Source organism: Mesorhizobium sp. B2-3-15 (genome assembly GCF_006442875.1).
GTDB lineage: Bacteria > Pseudomonadota > Alphaproteobacteria > Rhizobiales > Rhizobiaceae > Mesorhizobium > Mesorhizobium australicum.
Genome location: NZ_VFVO01000005.1, coordinates 216843 through 232686, shown reverse-complemented (window position 1 = coordinate 232686; position 15844 = coordinate 216843). Strand labels below are relative to the sequence as shown.

The window sequence follows — 15844 nt, the reverse complement described above, 5'->3', positions numbered from 1 at the left end:
CGAGGACCGCTTCCAAGGCACACATGCTATGGAGTGTCGGCCCAGTCTATGCGGCTTGACGCCGTCTTGTCTAAAGTGGCTTCAGGTTGCTTCGTCGCCGATCGCCTTTCGCAGGAACCCTCCGGCCCTGGACAAAGCGGCCCGCGCCGCGTCCACGTCGAGGCCGGTGATGGTCACCAGGATCGCCAACTTGACGTCCTTGCCGGTCCGGTCGAGCGCCTGCCGCGCCTGCGGCGCGGTACAGCCGGTCGTCTGCATGACCATCCTGATCGCCCGGGCCACCAGCTTCCTGTTCGATGGGTTCAGGTCGACCATCAGATTCTGGTAGCTCTTGCCGATCCGGATCATCGAGGCCGTGGTCAGCATGTTGAGCACCAGCTTCTGCGCGGTTCCCGATTTCAGCCGGGTCGAGCCGGTGAGCACTTCGGGGCCGACGACGGGCGAGATCGCGATGTCGGCGATACCGGCAATGGTGGATGCCGGATTGCAGGAGAGGGCGACCGTCGTTGCGCCGATCTGCCTGGCATGGGTCAGCCCGCCGATGACATAGGGCGTGCGTCCGCTGACCGCGATGCCGACCACCACGTCGTCGGGTGTGAGTCCGATCCCCTGCAAGGCCTTGGCGCCCATCTTCGGGTCATCCTCGGCGCCTTCGAGCGAGCGCACCAGCGCGTCGGACCCGCCGGCAATCAGGCCGACCACCATGCCTTCGGGCACGCCGAATGTCGGCTGGCATTCCGAAGCGTCGAGCACGCCAAGCCGACCGCTGGTGCCGGCGCCCATGTAGATGAGGCGTGCGCCCCTCTCGAAGGCAAGCACGATCCGGTCCACCGCGGCGGCAATCTCGGGCAGCACCTTTTCGACGGCCGCTGGGACGATCTTGTCCTCGTCATTGATCCTGCGCAGCACGTCGAGGGTCGGCAGCAGATCGATGTCGACGGTCCTTGGGTTCCGACCCTCGGAAACCAAGCGATCCAGCTCAGACATCAACCCTTGCTCGGTCATCCCAGCGCTTTCAAAAGTTCTGCCACACGGCGCCCGGCATCGCTCGACTGGCAACCAGTGCAGACGGACCTTGGGTCTGTCATCGCAGTTTTTCTTTGTTAACTTTTTAGAATTTGATATTCACATCGTCAACAGAGATTTGGAATATTTTATTCCTGCCCGTGCTGGCTATCCCTTGCAAACCGAACGCTTGGCAAGAATGATCGCGCCGGATACGGCGTCGCCGTCGGCGGGCTTCAGGCGGCGGCGCACATCGGGAGAAAGCCAGGGCTCCAGCGGGCTGGCGAGGCCGCCCAGCAACGTCACGCGCAGCGCGCCTTTTTCGAACAATACCCGCACCAGCGTGTCGATCTGTTCGGCGGCACCTTGCACGATGCGGCGCCCAACGGGATCCCCCTGGTCGGCATGGCGCATCACCATGGGTGCAAGCGCGGCATAGTCCGTGGCGCTGGCGCGGTCCATCCAGGCGACAGCCTCCATGGGGTCGCCCGCGAAGCGCTGCATGACCTCCGCCAGCAGCGCCGTGCGCTCGTGGCGGCCGTCATGGGCGCGCAATGCCAGTTGCACGGCTTTCAATCCAAGGTCGGCGCCGCTGCCCTCGTCGGAGATCGGAAACCCGTAGCCGCCGGCGCGCAGGTCGCGGCCCTCGACGAAGCCGAGGCCGATCGAGCCGGTCCCGGCGATGACGATGGCGCCGTCCCGACCGGAATGCGCGCCAAGGCAGGCACCGATGCCGTCGCTGACGAAGTCGATGCTGGCAAAGGGATGCGCGATTGCCCGCAACGCCTCAAGCGCGCCTTTGCGGCCGATGCCGGCAAGGCCGATGCCGGCATGGATCTTGGCGGTTTCGGCTGGCGCGAAACCTGCTTCCTCGATCGCCGCGCCGAAAGCTTTCGCGATGGAGGTCCAGGCTGCCTCGATGCCGAGCCGCGTCGTCGCCGGCCCCGACAGGCCCTGTCCCAGCACCGTGCCTTGCGCGTCCTCGAGACGGGCGCGGCAACCGGTGCCGCCGCCGTCGACGCCGAGAAAATAATCCGCTTCGGTATTCATGCGCCCAGCCGCTCGATATCGGCGCCGCACAGGCGCAGCTTGCGGTCCAGCTGCTCGTAGCCGCGGTCGAGGTGATAGACGCGGTTGATTGTCGTCTCGCCTTCACAGACCAGCGCCGCCAGCACCAGCGACACCGAAGCCCGCAGATCGGTGGCCATCACCTGCGCGCCGTGCAATTTCTCGCCGCCGCGCACCAGCGCCATGGTGCCTTGCAGCTTGATGTTGGCGCCGAGCCGCATCAGTTCGGGCACATGCATGAAGCGGTTCTCGAAGATGGTTTCGCGCAGCAGCGACGCACCCTGGGCGCAGCACATCAGCGCCATGAATTGCGCCTGCAGGTCGGTCGGAAAGCCCGGATAGGGTTCCGTCGTCAGATCCGCGGCCTTGAGCGGCCGGTCGCGCGAGACGATCAGACCGCGGTCGCCTGGCCAGACGCTGACGCCGGTCGCCTCCAGCAATTGCACCACCGAGGCCATGTGCTCGAGCCGGGCGTGCGTCAGTTCGAGCTGGCCGCCGGTGATGGCGGCCGCGATGGCATAAGTGCCGGCCTCGATGCGGTCGGGGATGATGTCGTGCCTGGCGGCGTGCCAGCTGGTGTCGCCCGCGATCAGGATACGGTGCGTGCCGGCGCCTTCGATGCGCGCGCCCATGGCAACGAGGCAGGCGGCGAGATCGGCCACTTCCGGCTCGCGCGCCGCGTTCAGGATCTCGGTTTCGCCCTTGGCCGCGGTCGCCGCCATCATGGCGGTTTCCGTCGCCCCGACCGATGGCGAGGGGAGCACGATGCGCGTGCCGGTCAGCCCGTTCGGGGCCGAGGCGACGATCAGGCCGTTCTCGACGGCGATCCTGGCGCCAAGCGCGGCGAGTGCGGCGACATGCATGTCGACCGGCCGCGCGCCGATCGCGCAGCCGCCCGGCAGCGAAACCCGGGCATGGCCGAACCGCGCCAGCAACGGCGCCAGGACGAGCACCGTCGCCCGCATTTTTCGTACCGTGTCGTAGGAGGTCTCCTTGGAAACGGCGGTACTTGTGTCGATTGTGACGGCATGGGCGGACCGGGTGATTTCGGCGCCGTGAAGTCGCACCACGCCGAGCATGTTTTCGACGTCGGTCACATCGGGCAGATTGGTCAGTTCCAGCGGGTAGGGGCTGAGCAGCGCAGCCGCGATCTGCGGCAAAGCGGCATTCTTGGCGCCCGATATGGTGACCGCGCCTTCCAATCTCCGTCCGCCGACGATCCGCAATCTGTCCATGGCTGAAACCTTGACGGCCACATCCGATGACCTGCCCGCGGAATCCCCGAGCGACCCCGGGTCGAGCTGAGAATTAATTCTGCGTTCTTGGCTGTCAATCAAATTTGGAATAATTTATTCCTCGTCTTGCAGTGAAGAGCGAGGGGTTCCCGTGTCCGTCTTAAGCAGGATCAGTGCCGAGCTCGACGGCATGGCGCCCGGCGATCGCGAGATCGGCCGTTATATCATCGACAATCCCGACCAGATGCTGCGGCTGTCGACGGCGGCACTTGCGGCCGAGATCGGCCGCAGCCAGTCTAGCGTCGTCAAGTTCAGCCAGAAGCTCGGCTATGCCAGCTATCAGGAGCTCAAGCTCGCCGTCAGCGAGGCCAAGGCGCAGGATTGGCAGGTGCCGGCCGGCGTCATCCATGGCTCGATCGAGGTGGGTGATACTTTTCCGGTCATCCTGAAGAAGCTGATCGGCAGCAAGCTGCTGTCGATGCAGCAGACCGTCGCCGCCAACAGCGAGCGCATCCTCTCCAGGACGCTGGACCTGCTTGATGGCGCGCGGCGCATCCATCTGGTCGGCGTCGGCGCCTCCTCGCTGGTGGCGCGCGATTTTTCATACAAGCTGATGAAGCTCGGCCGCAATGTGCTGCATGACAGCGACAGCCACATCCAGATGGCCAACGCCTCGACGCTCGGGCCTGACGATGTGCTGTTCGCGCTGTCCTATTCCGGCGCCAGCATCGAAACCTTGCGTATCGCGGAGCTTGCCAGCAAGCGTGGCACGACGGTGATCGCCGTCACCGGCCTGCACGACAATCCGCTGAGCCGCGTCGCCGACATCCGCCTCTACACCCTCGCCGACGAGGAACGCGCGCGCTCTTCCTCCATCACCGCGCGCGACGCGCAGCTGACGCTGACCGACCTTCTGTTCATCCTGCTGGTACAGAAGCAGCCCGACGCCAACGACTACGTTCACAACAGCGAGGCGGCGGTCACGGTGCTGAAGGCCGAGCGCTCGTCGTAAAGGCCTCAGACGCTTTCGAGATAGGTCTCGATCTCGAAATCGCTGACGTTGAGGGCAAACGTATTCAATTCCTGGCGTTTGCAGGCGACGAAGGAGTCGCGCAGAATCGCCGGGAAGATCTCCGCCACATGCGTCCCGCCTTCAAAGGTTGCAATCGCCGACGCCCAGTCCGGCGGCAATTTGGCCGGGGCAACGCCTTGCCCGTCATTCCCCGCCGGGTCGCCTGGCGACATCTGCTTCTCGATGCCGATCAGCGCGGCGCCCAGTATGGCGGCAAGCACGAGATAGGGGTTGGCGTCGGCTCCCGAGACGCGATGTTCGATGCGGCGCGCGCCGGTCGGGCCGCCGGGGATGCGGATCGCGACCATGCGGTTCTCGTAACCCCAGGCGACCGCGGTCGGCGCGTAGGATCTCGGGCGCAGCCTGCGGTAGGAATTGAAGTGCGGCGCGAACACCAGCGTGCTTTCGGCCATCGCCGCCAGCAGCCCGCCGACCGCGTGTCGCATGGTGTCGGAACCCTGGTCGGTGCCGTCGTCGAACACGTTGCGCCCATCGGCGTCGACCAGGCTGAAATGGACATGGAAGCCGTTGCCGGCGCGGTCGCCATAGGGCTTGGCCATGAAGCAGGCGGCAAAGCCGTGCTTGCGGGCAATGCCCTTCACCGTGCGCTTGAACAACACCGCATCGTCGGCCGCCCGCAAGGCGTCGGCGACATGGTTCAGGTTGATCTCGAACTGGCCGACGCCGTTTTCGGCGATTGCCGTATCGACGGGAATGCCTTGCGCGCGGCAGGCTTCATAGATGTCGTGGATGAAGGCTTCGAAATCGTCGATCTCGTCGATCGACAGCGCCGCGTCGGAATCGAGACGCCGCCCGGTGACCGGTGAGACCGGTCCGACCGGCCGCTGCGATTGCGGATCGACCAGGTAGAATTCGAGTTCGGTCGCCGCGACAGGCGTCAGGCCGAGCGCCTTGTAGCGACCGAGGATGCGAGCCAGTGCCCGCCGGGGGTCGCCGAGATAGGGCGCTCCGCTCTCATCGGCGAGCCAGAGCGGGACGAGCGCCGTCGGATGCGCCGTCCATTCCACCGGCAGAATGCCGCGACCCGTCCATTGGCAAAGGCCATCGGCATCGCCGGTCGAGAAGACCAGGCTGTTGCCTTCGATGTCCTCGCCCCAGACATCGAGCCCGATCAGCGAGTAGGGCATGCGCAGCTTGCCCTCCAGTGCCTTGCGGGCCTGCTCGACGGGGATGCGTTTTCCCCGCATGATGCCGTTGAGGTCGCACACCGCGGCCCTCAGGCTCTGGATGTCGCTTCGGCTTTCAAGCCAGTTCAAAACGTCCGCAATTGCATCGCTCAATTTCAAACCTCTGGTTCCCTGCGGTGTCGCGTCTGAGGCGAGCACCCTATTTTTACGACAAAGCGGCTGATGAGTTCATGAAGGCATCTCCGACATCGGTCGGAAAAGTTTCCTTCATTTTTTCAAGTCATTAGCCGGTATGTCGGGAGGCATTTCAGGAACCAATTGCGCGATCTGCGATCGCAACATAGCGACAAGGCAAGGGAAAGCCAAGCGGCATCTGGGGTCCAGGAGACACCGGCCTAGCTCCTCGCTTCCGGGAATCTGACCTGCCGCAGGATGTGGGCAGCACCCTCGTCGATGTCGCGAACGATGGCCGCCCGCGCTCGCGCACCGTCCTGCGCCTCGATCGCGGCAACGACTTCCTCGTGATAGTCGATATCCAGGATGGAGGAGAGGTCGTCCTCGAATCCCACGGCGAGGTTTCTGAGAAACGGGCCGACCTGCATCCACACCGTCTCGATCAGGAAGATCATCTGCTCGTTGCCGCAATGGCGATAGATCGAGAACTTAAAATCGTGGTTCTTCCTGAGATAGTCGCCGATATCGCCTTTGCGGGCCGTCAGGGTCAGTTCTGTGCAATGGCGTCGGATCGCCCGCAGATTGTTGCCGTTGATCAGTTTCGTCGCAAGCTCGGTCGCCGGGCCTTCGAGCAGTGTGCGCACGGCGGTCAATTGCGAGAACCGCTCGGCCGAGATCACCGGCACCTCGACGCTGCCATTCGGCATCGGGCTCAGTGCCCGCAATGCCTGCAGCCGCATGAAGGCACTGCGCACCGGCATGTCGCTGGTGCCGAGTTCCCTAGCGAGCCTGCGCGAGGTCAGCTTCTGACCGGGCAGGAATTGGCCCGACATCAGGGCTCGCACAAGCTCCAGATAGACCTTCTCGTGCAAGGGCACGGTGTCGACGGCGGTCAAACCGAAATGTGTTCTGCCGGCCATTGGCGGGGCGCACCTTCATCCGTTCTGAAAATGACCTGACGACACGCGCCGCGGACAAAGCTTAGGCCCGGCACGGCGGGAACACCCAAGCCGCCGATTGATCAGGCATGATAGACGCTTCGATCGTTGCGCGGCAAGCCAACCGCCGGAGCCGGCGCGGTGCGGCGGGCTGCCTTCCTTTCCGGCTATCGATCCGGAGCCGGCCCGCTCTTTTCCTGCGCCAGATGCGTCAGCAAATTCCTGGTGATCCGGCCGACGTCGTTCATGGCATCGCCCGCGGGCAAGGCGCCGCACCAGGCGACCGAACTCGCGCAGAAGATCAGACCGCCCGAGGGCAGATGGCGCAGCGTCATCTCCGCGCAGCGGCGCTCGTCGCGCTCTCTGTCACCTCCTTCGTACCAGCGCGTCGCGTCATGGACGAAGCTGTCCGGGAATCCGGTCGCGCGGGCAATGACCATGGTGTCGGGGGATGTGCCCAGATGCGGGTCGGTGGCATCGACCTCGTAGCCGGCGGCGCCTCCAAGCACGATGCCCTCGTCGCCGAAGGTCTCGCTGGTGACGCCGTCGAACAACCACGCGGCCGAGGGCTGACGGCTTTCCGGCGTACGCGTGAAAGGCCGCGCGCCATCGAAACCCATCAGCGAGATGGCGACGCCGGTCAGCGAGAACTCGCCGCGCCCGCTGGCGCGCAGGTAGCCTCCCGGCTGGTTGGTAATCGACAGTGACTGTTCGGCGATGGGGCCGTCCCAGGTCCGGCCCGCCTCGAGCGGCGAGCGGCGCAATTCCATCAGATCGTCCTGGAACGCCACCTTACCGGCAAAGCCATTGCCGCCGAGATAGGCGATGCTGCCGCCCGCCGCCGCGAATTGGCGCAGCGCATGCTCCATCTCGACCGACATGTATTCGGGATGGCTGCCGGTGATGACCGCCTGATACTCCTGCAGGCCGGCAAGACCCAGTTCGTGCAGGTCGCGGTCGGTGATGAGATCGAAGGCGATATCATTGTTGTGGCAGAAGCGTAGAAAATGCAGGTCGACCGGCAGATTGTGCGGGCAGCCGCAGAGCGGATACTTGTAGTCGTCACGCAGCGTCGCCTTGGGCTTCCTGGTGGAACAGATCGACACGCCGCTGAGGTCGCTGTGATAGTCGTAGAGCGACTTCAGATTGTTATCGATCGCGAAGCGATGGCCGCGATCTTCGCACATCCATTCGTAGAGATGCGCCGGCAGGAATTCGTCCGCGTAAGCGAGATAGGTGGCCGTCGGCACCAGGAACAACAACGGCGCCCGGCGCTCCGACGAAGTGATGAAGAAGACGATACGCTCCGATCCTTCATCTTGACCGACCTCGAAGGCATAGACCCCGGCGGGCGCCTCGGCGGGAACCTGCAATTGGTATGAGGCCGGCCACTGCAACGCCTCCATGTCGTCGTCGTGGCAATGCACGGCGTCGTAATGCGACGGCACCAGCCGGGGGTCGAAACTCGACCCGTCCCAGCGGCGCGAGGTCATGCAGAAGGCGGGCTGGTTGACCGTTTCCAGGAAGAGGACGCGATCGGTGCCTGTCGAGGCGAGCGGGCCTCTCGGCAGCAGGGTCGGAAACGTCCAGGCGATACGGCCAGCCGCGGTTTGCAGCGAGATCGTCGAGAATTTCGCGTTGAGCGACCTGACATCGTTTGCCGTGCTGGTGCCGAAGACCATGTCACCGGTCAGGAGCCGCCACGGCAGGTCGAATCGACGATCCAGGCGAAACGGCGACAGAAGATCGTCCGAATCGATCCGCAGCACGGTCGCGCCGTCGTTCGACGAAATCTCGACCTTGAGCCAGGTGTTTGCCGGCAAGACCACGTCGCTATCGGGCGAGTTGCCGTCGTCGCCTGATATCAGCCGCCCGTCCTGCAAGCCGAGGCGCAGGTTTCCGCTTTCGAACAGCACGCGGGCGCCATCGTTGGGGGTCAAGTATACTTCGAAGGCGACGCCTTCGATCTCGGTGGCCTTGGCAAGTTCCGCCGCCGCGACCCTGAGGAAGGATCCGTGATCGAAATCGCGACGGGACACGGCATTTCCCGTCGGCTCGACGCGCCAGCCCATCGGCTCGGCCGCTTGCGTGTCGAGCCGCACGACGTGCACGTCGCGTACCGGCCGCGACGACGAGACATGGAGGGCGACTGGTGTTCCTGCCGCTGTATGCCAAGGAACGGTATAGCCTGAGACGGCCATGGCGCCGTGGTCGACGGGGCGTTTCATCGCCGCAAAAATCCGCGTCGCGATCCCGGCTGTCGCACTCTCCCCGGCTGTCGCACTCTCATTGATGGCAAACTGGACAATTCTTTCATACCTTTGGGTCTGGAGGGCGCATATATCCCCTCGGCCTTGCTTGCTGATGAAGTCCGTAGAAATCTCGCTCAGCCATCGATGGCCTCGGCAAATGCGAGTTCTAGGCATCCGTCGCAGGCATCTGCTTGGTGCCTGATCCACGACGACATTATCGCGATCGTCCGAAACCGGACAGTCGTTCTCGAAGGTCGGCCTCTTCATCACAAAACTTGACCTTCACGCACTTGCACGTCCGGCCGCTCTCTGGCTTTTTGGGGTACCCATCCGAACGGACTGATTCGCGTCATGCCGCTCGATTGCAATGTCTTGCAGGCAGTCTGCTTGTGGGTCGTGAAGCGCACGCAATTGGCGAAGGAGAAGCAGGCATGGCCGAGTTCAAGAAGCCGGAAATCTCCGAGATGAGACCCAAGATCACCGTGATCGGCGTCGGCGGCGGCGGCGGCAACGCGATCAACAACATGATCGTGGAACAGCTTCAGGGAACCGAGTTCATTGCCGCCAACACCGATGCCCAGGCGCTGACCATGTCGAAGGCGACGCGGCTGATCCAGCTTGGCGCGCACGTCACGGAAGGCCTTGGCGCCGGCTCGTTGCCCGAGATCGGCCGTGCCGCGGCCGAAGAATCGCTGGACGAGATCATGGATCATCTGGCCGGCACCCACATGTGTTTCGTCACTGCCGGCATGGGCGGCGGCACCGGAACCGGTGCGGCCCCGATCATCGCACAGGCGGCGCGCAAGGCCGGCATCCTGACGGTCGGCGTCGTCACCAAGCCGTTCACCTTCGAGGGCAGGCGCCGCATGCAGATGGCCGAAGAAGGCATCGAGCGGCTGCGCGAGGCCGCCGACACCGTCATCGTGATCCCCAACCAGAACCTGTTCCGGATCGCCGATGCCAAGACCACTTTTGCCGATGCCTTCGTCATCGCCGACAGGGTGCTTTATTCCGGCGTCAGCTGCATCACCGACCTCATCGTCAAGGAAGGCCTGATCAATCTCGACTTCGCTGACGTCAAATCGGTGATGCGCGGCATGGGCCGCGCCATGATGGGAACCGGCGAGGCTTCGGGCGAAGGCCGGGCGATGAAGGCGGCGGAAGCCGCGATCGCCAATCCGCTGCTCGACGAAATGTCGATGAAGGGCGCCAAGGGCGTGCTGGTGTCGATTTCGGGCGGCCGGGACATGACCCTTTTCGAGGTCGACGAGGCGGCTACGCGCATCCGTGAAGAGGTTTATGAGGACGCTGACATCATCGTCGGCGCCATCTTCGACAAGAGCATGGAAGGCCGCTTCAGGGTCTCGGTGGTGGCGACGGGCCTCGATCGTTCGCTCAGCGAGGGTGATGCCGATGCCGGCATGGCACATGGCCATTCCGTGCCGTCCGCCGCACGGACCCTGCAGTAGACTTCCGCTTCGAATTGACCCTCTCGGGCAGGCGACCTGCGGTATCTGTCGCGTCCCCGGGGCGGAAAAATTGCTCTTCAGGACGCCTTCTCGCCGATGAACTCGAATCGCTCGATCTCGCATTCGCGCGCGACCAGCGCCAGGATTTCCGTCGAGGGTTCGGCGGCGTCGGACTGTCTCCATTCGAGATTGAACGAGTACACGAAGCGGTTGCGGCTGGGATCATGCTCGATCTTGGCAAGGCGCGCGCCGTAGCCGAGCGGCCGCACCATCTCCGGAAGGTCAGGTGGGGATTCTTTTGCCCAGGAAACCGACAGGATCGCATGGTGGTCGCGCGGCAACTTGAGATCGACCCATTTCAACACCTGAAGTGTCAGTAGCGTCAGCACGGTTGCAATTGCCGCAAGACCAAACTGGCCGCCGCCAACGGCAAGTCCGATCATCGTCATGATCCACATGGTGGCCGCGGTGGTGATCCCAGTCACGAGATCGCCGCGCCGAAGGATGGCGCCGCCGCCAATGAAGCCGACGCCGGTCAGCACGCCAAGCGGCAGACGCAGCACGTCCATGCTGGCGAAGAAATCCATTCCCTTGCCCGTGGTATCAAGCAGTATGTTGGCCTGGATCATGGCCACAGCGGCCGCCAGGGCGACCAGGATGGTCGTGCGAAGCCCGGCGGTGTGGCCGCGCGCTTCCCTGTTCAGGCCGATGAGGAAACCAGCCAGCAGCGCAAGCAGCAACCGGGCGACAAGATCGGGCCATGTCGGATGAAGTGGCATATCGCAGCAAAGCGGCTCGAACATCGCCCTGTCAGGGCGGCGCTGGTGCTCCGCCCTCCATTTTTCCCAGGATTTCGGCGCCCTCGCTGCGACGTTGCTTGCGGCTGGCCGGTACGTCGCGACCTCGGGCTGTCGATGTAAGAACCTTTTTGCCCTCCTGAGGTTCCCGGCCGAACCGTCGCGCGGCAGCGGACCAAACGCCACGCGATTTGAAGGTGGCGCTTGACTTCGGCCGATCCGTGTGAAAAATTTTGCAGCAACTGATAAAAATATCACCGGGACGGAAACGTGGTTGGTTTTGGAAACGGCCTTTTGCGGGACGATGATGCCAGCATGGCGGCGCGGGCCGCGTGGCTTCATTACGCCGGCGGCCTGACCCAGTCCGAGGTCGCCAAGCGGCTGGGGTTGACCAGCCTCAAGGCGCACCGCCTCATCACCAAGGCCAACCAGGAAGGCCTGGTGAAGGTCTATATCGACGGCGAAGTGTCGGAATGCGTCGAGCTCGAGGACGAATTGTCCCGCCGCTACGGCCTCGACTATTGCGAGGTGGTCCCGGATTTCGATTCCGAGGATCTGCCGCTCAAGGCGCTCGGCATCGCCGGCGCGCAGTTCCTCAAGCGCGAGATCGAGCGCGGCGAGCAGGCGCTGATCGGCGTGGGCCATGGCCGCACGCTCGCGGCCTGCGTTGAATATCTGCCGCGCACCACCACCGACCGCATCCGTTTCGTCTCGCTGCTTGGTGGCCTGACGCGGAAATTCTCGGCCAACCCGCATGATGTCATCCACCGTCTCGCCGAACGCACCGGTGCCGAAGCCTATGTGATGCCGGTGCCGATGTTCGCCAACACGGCGGAGGACCGCATCGTGCTGCTGGGCCAGAAGGGCATCAGCGAGGTCTTCGATCTCGCCAGATCCGCCGACCTGTTGTTTGCGGGCATCGGCACCGCCGAACGCGAGGCTTCGCTTGTCGCCACCGGCATGATCGAGAAGGGCGAGATGGAGGAGATCCGTCGCAATGGCGGTGTCGGCGAATTGCTCGGCCATTTCTTCGACGAGGCCGGCAAGGCAGTGGCGACGACGGTTTCCAACCGGGCGCTGGCACTGGCGCGCGAGGATATCGCCAGCCGCCGGATTGTCGCCGTCGCCGGCGGCAGGATCAAGGTTCGCGCCATCAAGTCGGTGCTGGAGGGGCGCTATCTCAAGGGCCTGATAACGGACGAGCGCACGGCGCGATCGCTCGTGGAAGAGACGCCGGTCGGGTAGCCGGCAACAGTCCAGTTGAAACTACCCTGTGGAGGAGAAGACGAAATGCATGAGAAAGAGAAAGACCTGATAGACGCCTTCCTGCGCGGACAAGTCGACCGTCGTGGACTGATCAAGGGCCTGGGTGCCATGGGTCTCGCCGCCGGCACCGCCGGCACGCTGCTCAACCTCGGCCAGACCCGCGCGCTCGCCGCCGACTTCGACTGGCAGGCGCATAAGGGCAAGACCATCAAGCTCCTGCTCAACAAGCATCCCTATGCGGATGCGATGATCGCCGACCTCGAGAACTTCAAGAAGCTGACCGGCATGAACGTCGTCTATGACGTCTTCCCGGAAGATGTCTATTTCGACAAGGTGACGGCGGCGCTGTCGGCGAGCTCGCCCGAATACGACGCCTTCATGACCGGCGCCTACATGACTTGGACCTATGGCCCAGCCGGCTGGATCACCGATCTCAACGACTGGATCAAGGACCCGGCCAAGACCAACCCGAACTATGCCTGGGACGATATGCTGCCGGGCGTGAAATCGTCGTGCGCCTGGAACGGCAAGCCGGGCGGCGCGCTGGGCTCCGAGGACGCCAAGCAGTGGTGCATTCCATGGGCCTTCGAGCAGAACAACATCACCTACAACAAGGGCATGTTCGACAAGGCCGGCGTCGGCGTTCCCGGCAATCTTGACGAGATGATCACGACGGCGGCCAAGCTGCAGAAGGATATTGGCGGCGGCGTCTACGGCATTGGCGTTCGCGGCTCGCGTTCCTGGGCGACGATCCATCCGGGCTTCCTGTCGGCCTACTCGAACTTCAACGAGAAGGACCTGACCGTTTCCGCCGATGGCAAGCTCGCGGCGGCGATGAACACCGCCGGCTCCAAGGCCTTCCATGCCAAATGGGTGCAGATGATCCAGGAGAGCGGCCCCAAGGACTGGTCGACCTATACCTGGTACCAGGTCGGCACCGATCTCGGCGCCGGCGCCTCGGCGATGATCTTCGACGCCGACTGCCTCGGTTACTTCATGAATGGCGGCGACAACAAGATGGCCGGCAAGCTCGCCTATGCCGCCTTCACCGCCAATCCGGCAGCCAAGGCCTCGACGCCCAACATCTGGATCTGGTCGCTGGCGATGTCCAACTTCTCCAAGGACAAGGACGCGACCTGGTACTTCCTGCAATGGGCCTCCGGCCCCGAGCACGGCCTGTTCGGCGCCACCAAGATGGACTTCGTCGATCCGGTCCGCCAGTCGGTGTGGAAAGACGAGATGTTCCGCGAGAAGCTGAACAAGAGCTACCCCGGCTATGTCGAGATGTTCGACGCTTCGGCACCTGGCGCCTCGATCAAGTTCACGGCGCAGCCGCTGTTCTTCGACCTCACCACCGAATGGGCGGCGACGCTGCAAAAGATGGTGGCCAAGGAAGTGCCGGTCGACGAGGGCCTCGACAAGCTCGCCGAGAGCATCAACGGCCAGCTCAAGGAAGCCGGTCTCGGTTAAGTCGCAACGAGGGCCGGCCTGCTTGGCGGTTCGGCCCTCGCCACATCTTTCATGTTTGCGATGCGGTGCCGAAAGGTGACCGCCATTTCGCCCCACCGGCCGCCTTGCTCCCTTGGGCGGCCGGCAGGGCGAAGCGACAGCAACAACGGAGCAGCTCGATGACTGCGGTGGTATCGCAAAGGCTCAAGCCATCCGGCTTCAGGATCAGCAAGCGGGTGCTGCCCTATGTGCTCAGCCTGCCGGCCTTGCTGGTCTGCATAGGCATACTGATCCCGTTCCTGACGTCGGTCGTTTACTCGTTCCAACGCTATCGTCTGAGCCAGCCCTGGGCGCGCCAGTTCAACTGGGGCGACAACTACATCTCCTTCTTCACCGACCCGAAATTCTGGAACACGTTGAAAGTGTCGCTGCTCTATGCCGGCACCACGGTCGTGCTGGAACTGCTTCTCGGTCTCGCCATCGCGCTGCTGCTGCAGAAGCGCTCGACGCTCAACAACTTCATCTCGATCATGCTGTTGATGCCGCTGATGACGGCGCCCGCACTGGCAGCACTGATGTGGAAGCTGATGACCAATCCGGGCTTCGGCGTGCTGAGCTATCTCGCCAGCCTCATCGGGCTGCAGGATTTTCGCTGGGCGTCGTCACCGTCGACGGCGCTGTTCACCGTCGTGCTGGTCGACATCTGGGTCTACACGCCCTTCATCATGATCCTGCTGCTTGCCGGCCTGCGCAGCCTGCCGACGCAGCCCTTCGAGGCCGCCGCGCTCGACGGCGTGCCGAGGAGCTTCGTCTTTTTCCGCATCACGCTGCCGATGCTGACGCCCTACATCCTGACGGCGACCTTGTTTCGCCTGCTCGATTCCATCCAGCAGTTCGACATCATCTACGCCATGACACAGGGCGGGCCGGGCGACACGCTGACCGTGTTCCAGGTCGAGGCCTATCTCAACTTCTTCCAGTCGACCAATGTCGGTCGCTCGGCGGCGCTGATGATCATCCTGTGGGCGATCACCTATTTCCTCTCAAACATCTTCATCAAGAACTGGCTCAGGCTGCGCGAACGCGCCCGCGGCCAGGCATAGGAGGCGGCGATGGAACATACCTCGCTTCTCGAACGCATCCTGCGCGGCGCGGCACTGACGCTGGTCGTGATCTTCTTCATGTTCCCGATCCTGTGGATCTTCATGATGTCGTTCCAGACCAACGAGACCATTCTGCGCATCCCGCCGCAGCTCATCTTCGAACCGACGCTCGCCAACTACACGGCGTTGATCACCGGCAAGCTGATGACGGCCGCCGGCACGCTCGACATCGCCTTCATGCGCAACCTCTGGAACTCGGTATTCCTGTCGGTGACCTCGGTGGCGGTTTCACTGCTGCTCGGCGTGCCGGCGGCCTACGCCTTCGCGCGCCACAAATTCCGCGGTTCGGAAGACATCGCCTTCACGCTGCTGTCGTTCAAGTTCGCGCCGGCACTTCTGGTGCTGCTGCCGCTGACCCTCTATTTCCAGAAGCTCGGCCTGGCCAACACCTATATCGGGCTGATCTGGGTCTACCAGCTGATCTGCCTGCCGCTGATCCTGTGGATCGTGCGCGGCTATTTCGAGGATATTCCGGCCGACATCGAATATGCCTACCGCATCGGCGGCCATTCCTGGTTCGCCACCTTTCGCAAGATCGCGCTGCCGCTCGCCGGCCCTGGCATCGCGGCGGCCGGCCTGCTTGCCTTCATCTTCGCCTGGAACAATTTCGTTTTCGCGCTGGTGTTGGCTTCGGCCGACAAGCAGCCGGTGACGGTCGGCGCGTTGGCCTTCATCACTTCATCGGGCATCCAGTACGGCCAGATTTCGGCGGCCATAGTCTTGTCGATCACGCCGACGCTGGCGCTCGCCCTTTATGCACAGCGCTATCTGGTCGAGGGCCTGTCGCTCGGCGCGGTGAAAGGATAGA

At 63.7% G+C, this 15844-nt stretch carries 13 protein-coding genes; 6 read left to right on the top strand and 7 right to left on the bottom strand.

What is annotated here, in order from left to right:
* Nucleotides 1-81: 81 nt before the first annotated feature.
* The 3 genes from murQ to murA all read right to left on the bottom strand — a co-directional run bounded on the left by murQ (nucleotide 82) and on the right by murA (nucleotide 3308).
* Complete coding sequence (murQ, locus tag FJ954_RS12740) at nucleotides 82-1005, bottom strand: N-acetylmuramic acid 6-phosphate etherase (protein WP_140661520.1); 924 nt, start codon at nucleotides 1003-1005, stop codon at nucleotides 82-84.
* Nucleotides 1006-1173: 168 nt separating this feature from the next.
* Entirely contained in the window at nucleotides 1174-2055 is an 882-nt protein-coding gene (locus tag FJ954_RS12735; RefSeq protein WP_015318978.1) for an N-acetylglucosamine kinase, read from the bottom strand.
* Nucleotides 2052-3308: a UDP-N-acetylglucosamine 1-carboxyvinyltransferase gene (gene murA / locus FJ954_RS12730; protein WP_140661519.1), complete on the bottom strand. Its 1257-nt coding sequence runs from the start codon at nucleotides 3306-3308 to the stop codon at nucleotides 2052-2054. Before murA ends, FJ954_RS12735 begins: the two co-directional genes overlap by 4 nt.
* 151 nt (nucleotides 3309-3459) lie before the next feature.
* On the opposite strand from murA, the gene FJ954_RS12725 reads away from it, so the two are divergent.
* Nucleotides 3460-4320, top strand: a complete 861-nt coding sequence (locus tag FJ954_RS12725; protein WP_140661518.1) for a MurR/RpiR family transcriptional regulator — start codon at nucleotides 3460-3462, stop codon at nucleotides 4318-4320.
* Between the two features lie 5 nt (nucleotides 4321-4325).
* On the opposite strand, the gene FJ954_RS12720 is transcribed toward FJ954_RS12725, so the two are convergent.
* The 3 genes from FJ954_RS12720 to FJ954_RS12710 all read right to left on the bottom strand — a co-directional run bounded on the left by FJ954_RS12720 (nucleotide 4326) and on the right by FJ954_RS12710 (nucleotide 8868).
* On the bottom strand, nucleotides 4326-5681 hold the full coding sequence (locus tag FJ954_RS12720; protein ID WP_140661517.1) for a glutamine synthetase family protein: 1356 nt from the start codon (nucleotides 5679-5681) through the stop codon (nucleotides 4326-4328).
* 242 nt (nucleotides 5682-5923) lie between these two features.
* Nucleotides 5924-6622: a GntR family transcriptional regulator gene (locus tag FJ954_RS12715; protein ID WP_140661516.1), complete on the bottom strand. Its 699-nt coding sequence runs from the start codon at nucleotides 6620-6622 to the stop codon at nucleotides 5924-5926.
* A 185-nt stretch (nucleotides 6623-6807) separates the two neighbouring features.
* Nucleotides 6808-8868 (bottom strand): N,N-dimethylformamidase beta subunit family domain-containing protein, encoded by a 2061-nt coding sequence (locus FJ954_RS12710; protein ID WP_140661515.1) that lies wholly within the window; start codon nucleotides 8866-8868, stop codon nucleotides 6808-6810.
* Nucleotides 8869-9323: 455 nt separating this feature from the next.
* Here FJ954_RS12710 and ftsZ point away from each other — a divergent pair, with 455 nt between their 5' ends.
* Nucleotides 9324-10361, top strand: coding sequence for a cell division protein FtsZ (gene ftsZ, locus FJ954_RS12705; protein ID WP_140661514.1), 1038 nt, complete (start codon nucleotides 9324-9326; stop codon nucleotides 10359-10361).
* A gap of 77 nt (nucleotides 10362-10438) precedes the next feature.
* Here the strand turns inward: ftsZ and FJ954_RS12700 are convergent, their stop codons facing one another.
* Nucleotides 10439-11164, bottom strand: coding sequence for an MgtC/SapB family protein (locus tag FJ954_RS12700; RefSeq protein WP_140661513.1), 726 nt, complete (start codon nucleotides 11162-11164; stop codon nucleotides 10439-10441).
* Nucleotides 11165-11428: 264 nt separating this feature from the next.
* On the opposite strand from FJ954_RS12700, the gene FJ954_RS12695 reads away from it, so the two are divergent.
* The 4 genes from FJ954_RS12695 (at nucleotide 11429) to FJ954_RS12680 (ending at nucleotide 15843) form a co-directional block, all read left to right on the top strand.
* Nucleotides 11429-12403 carry a sugar-binding transcriptional regulator gene (locus FJ954_RS12695; RefSeq protein ID WP_015318970.1) on the top strand — a complete coding sequence of 325 codons (975 nt, stop codon included), beginning with the start codon at nucleotides 11429-11431 and terminating at the stop codon, nucleotides 12401-12403.
* Nucleotides 12404-12448: 45 nt separating this feature from the next.
* Nucleotides 12449-13894, top strand: coding sequence for an extracellular solute-binding protein (locus FJ954_RS12690; RefSeq protein WP_140661512.1), 1446 nt, complete (start codon nucleotides 12449-12451; stop codon nucleotides 13892-13894).
* Between the two features lie 158 nt (nucleotides 13895-14052).
* Nucleotides 14053-14976, top strand: coding sequence for a sugar ABC transporter permease (locus FJ954_RS12685; protein WP_015318968.1), 924 nt, complete (start codon nucleotides 14053-14055; stop codon nucleotides 14974-14976).
* 9 nt (nucleotides 14977-14985) lie between these two features.
* The gene (locus FJ954_RS12680) at nucleotides 14986-15843 is read left to right on the top strand and encodes a carbohydrate ABC transporter permease (protein WP_015318967.1); all 858 of its coding nucleotides are present in this window, start codon (nucleotides 14986-14988) and stop codon (nucleotides 15841-15843) included.
* Nucleotide 15844 lies beyond the last annotated feature (1 nt).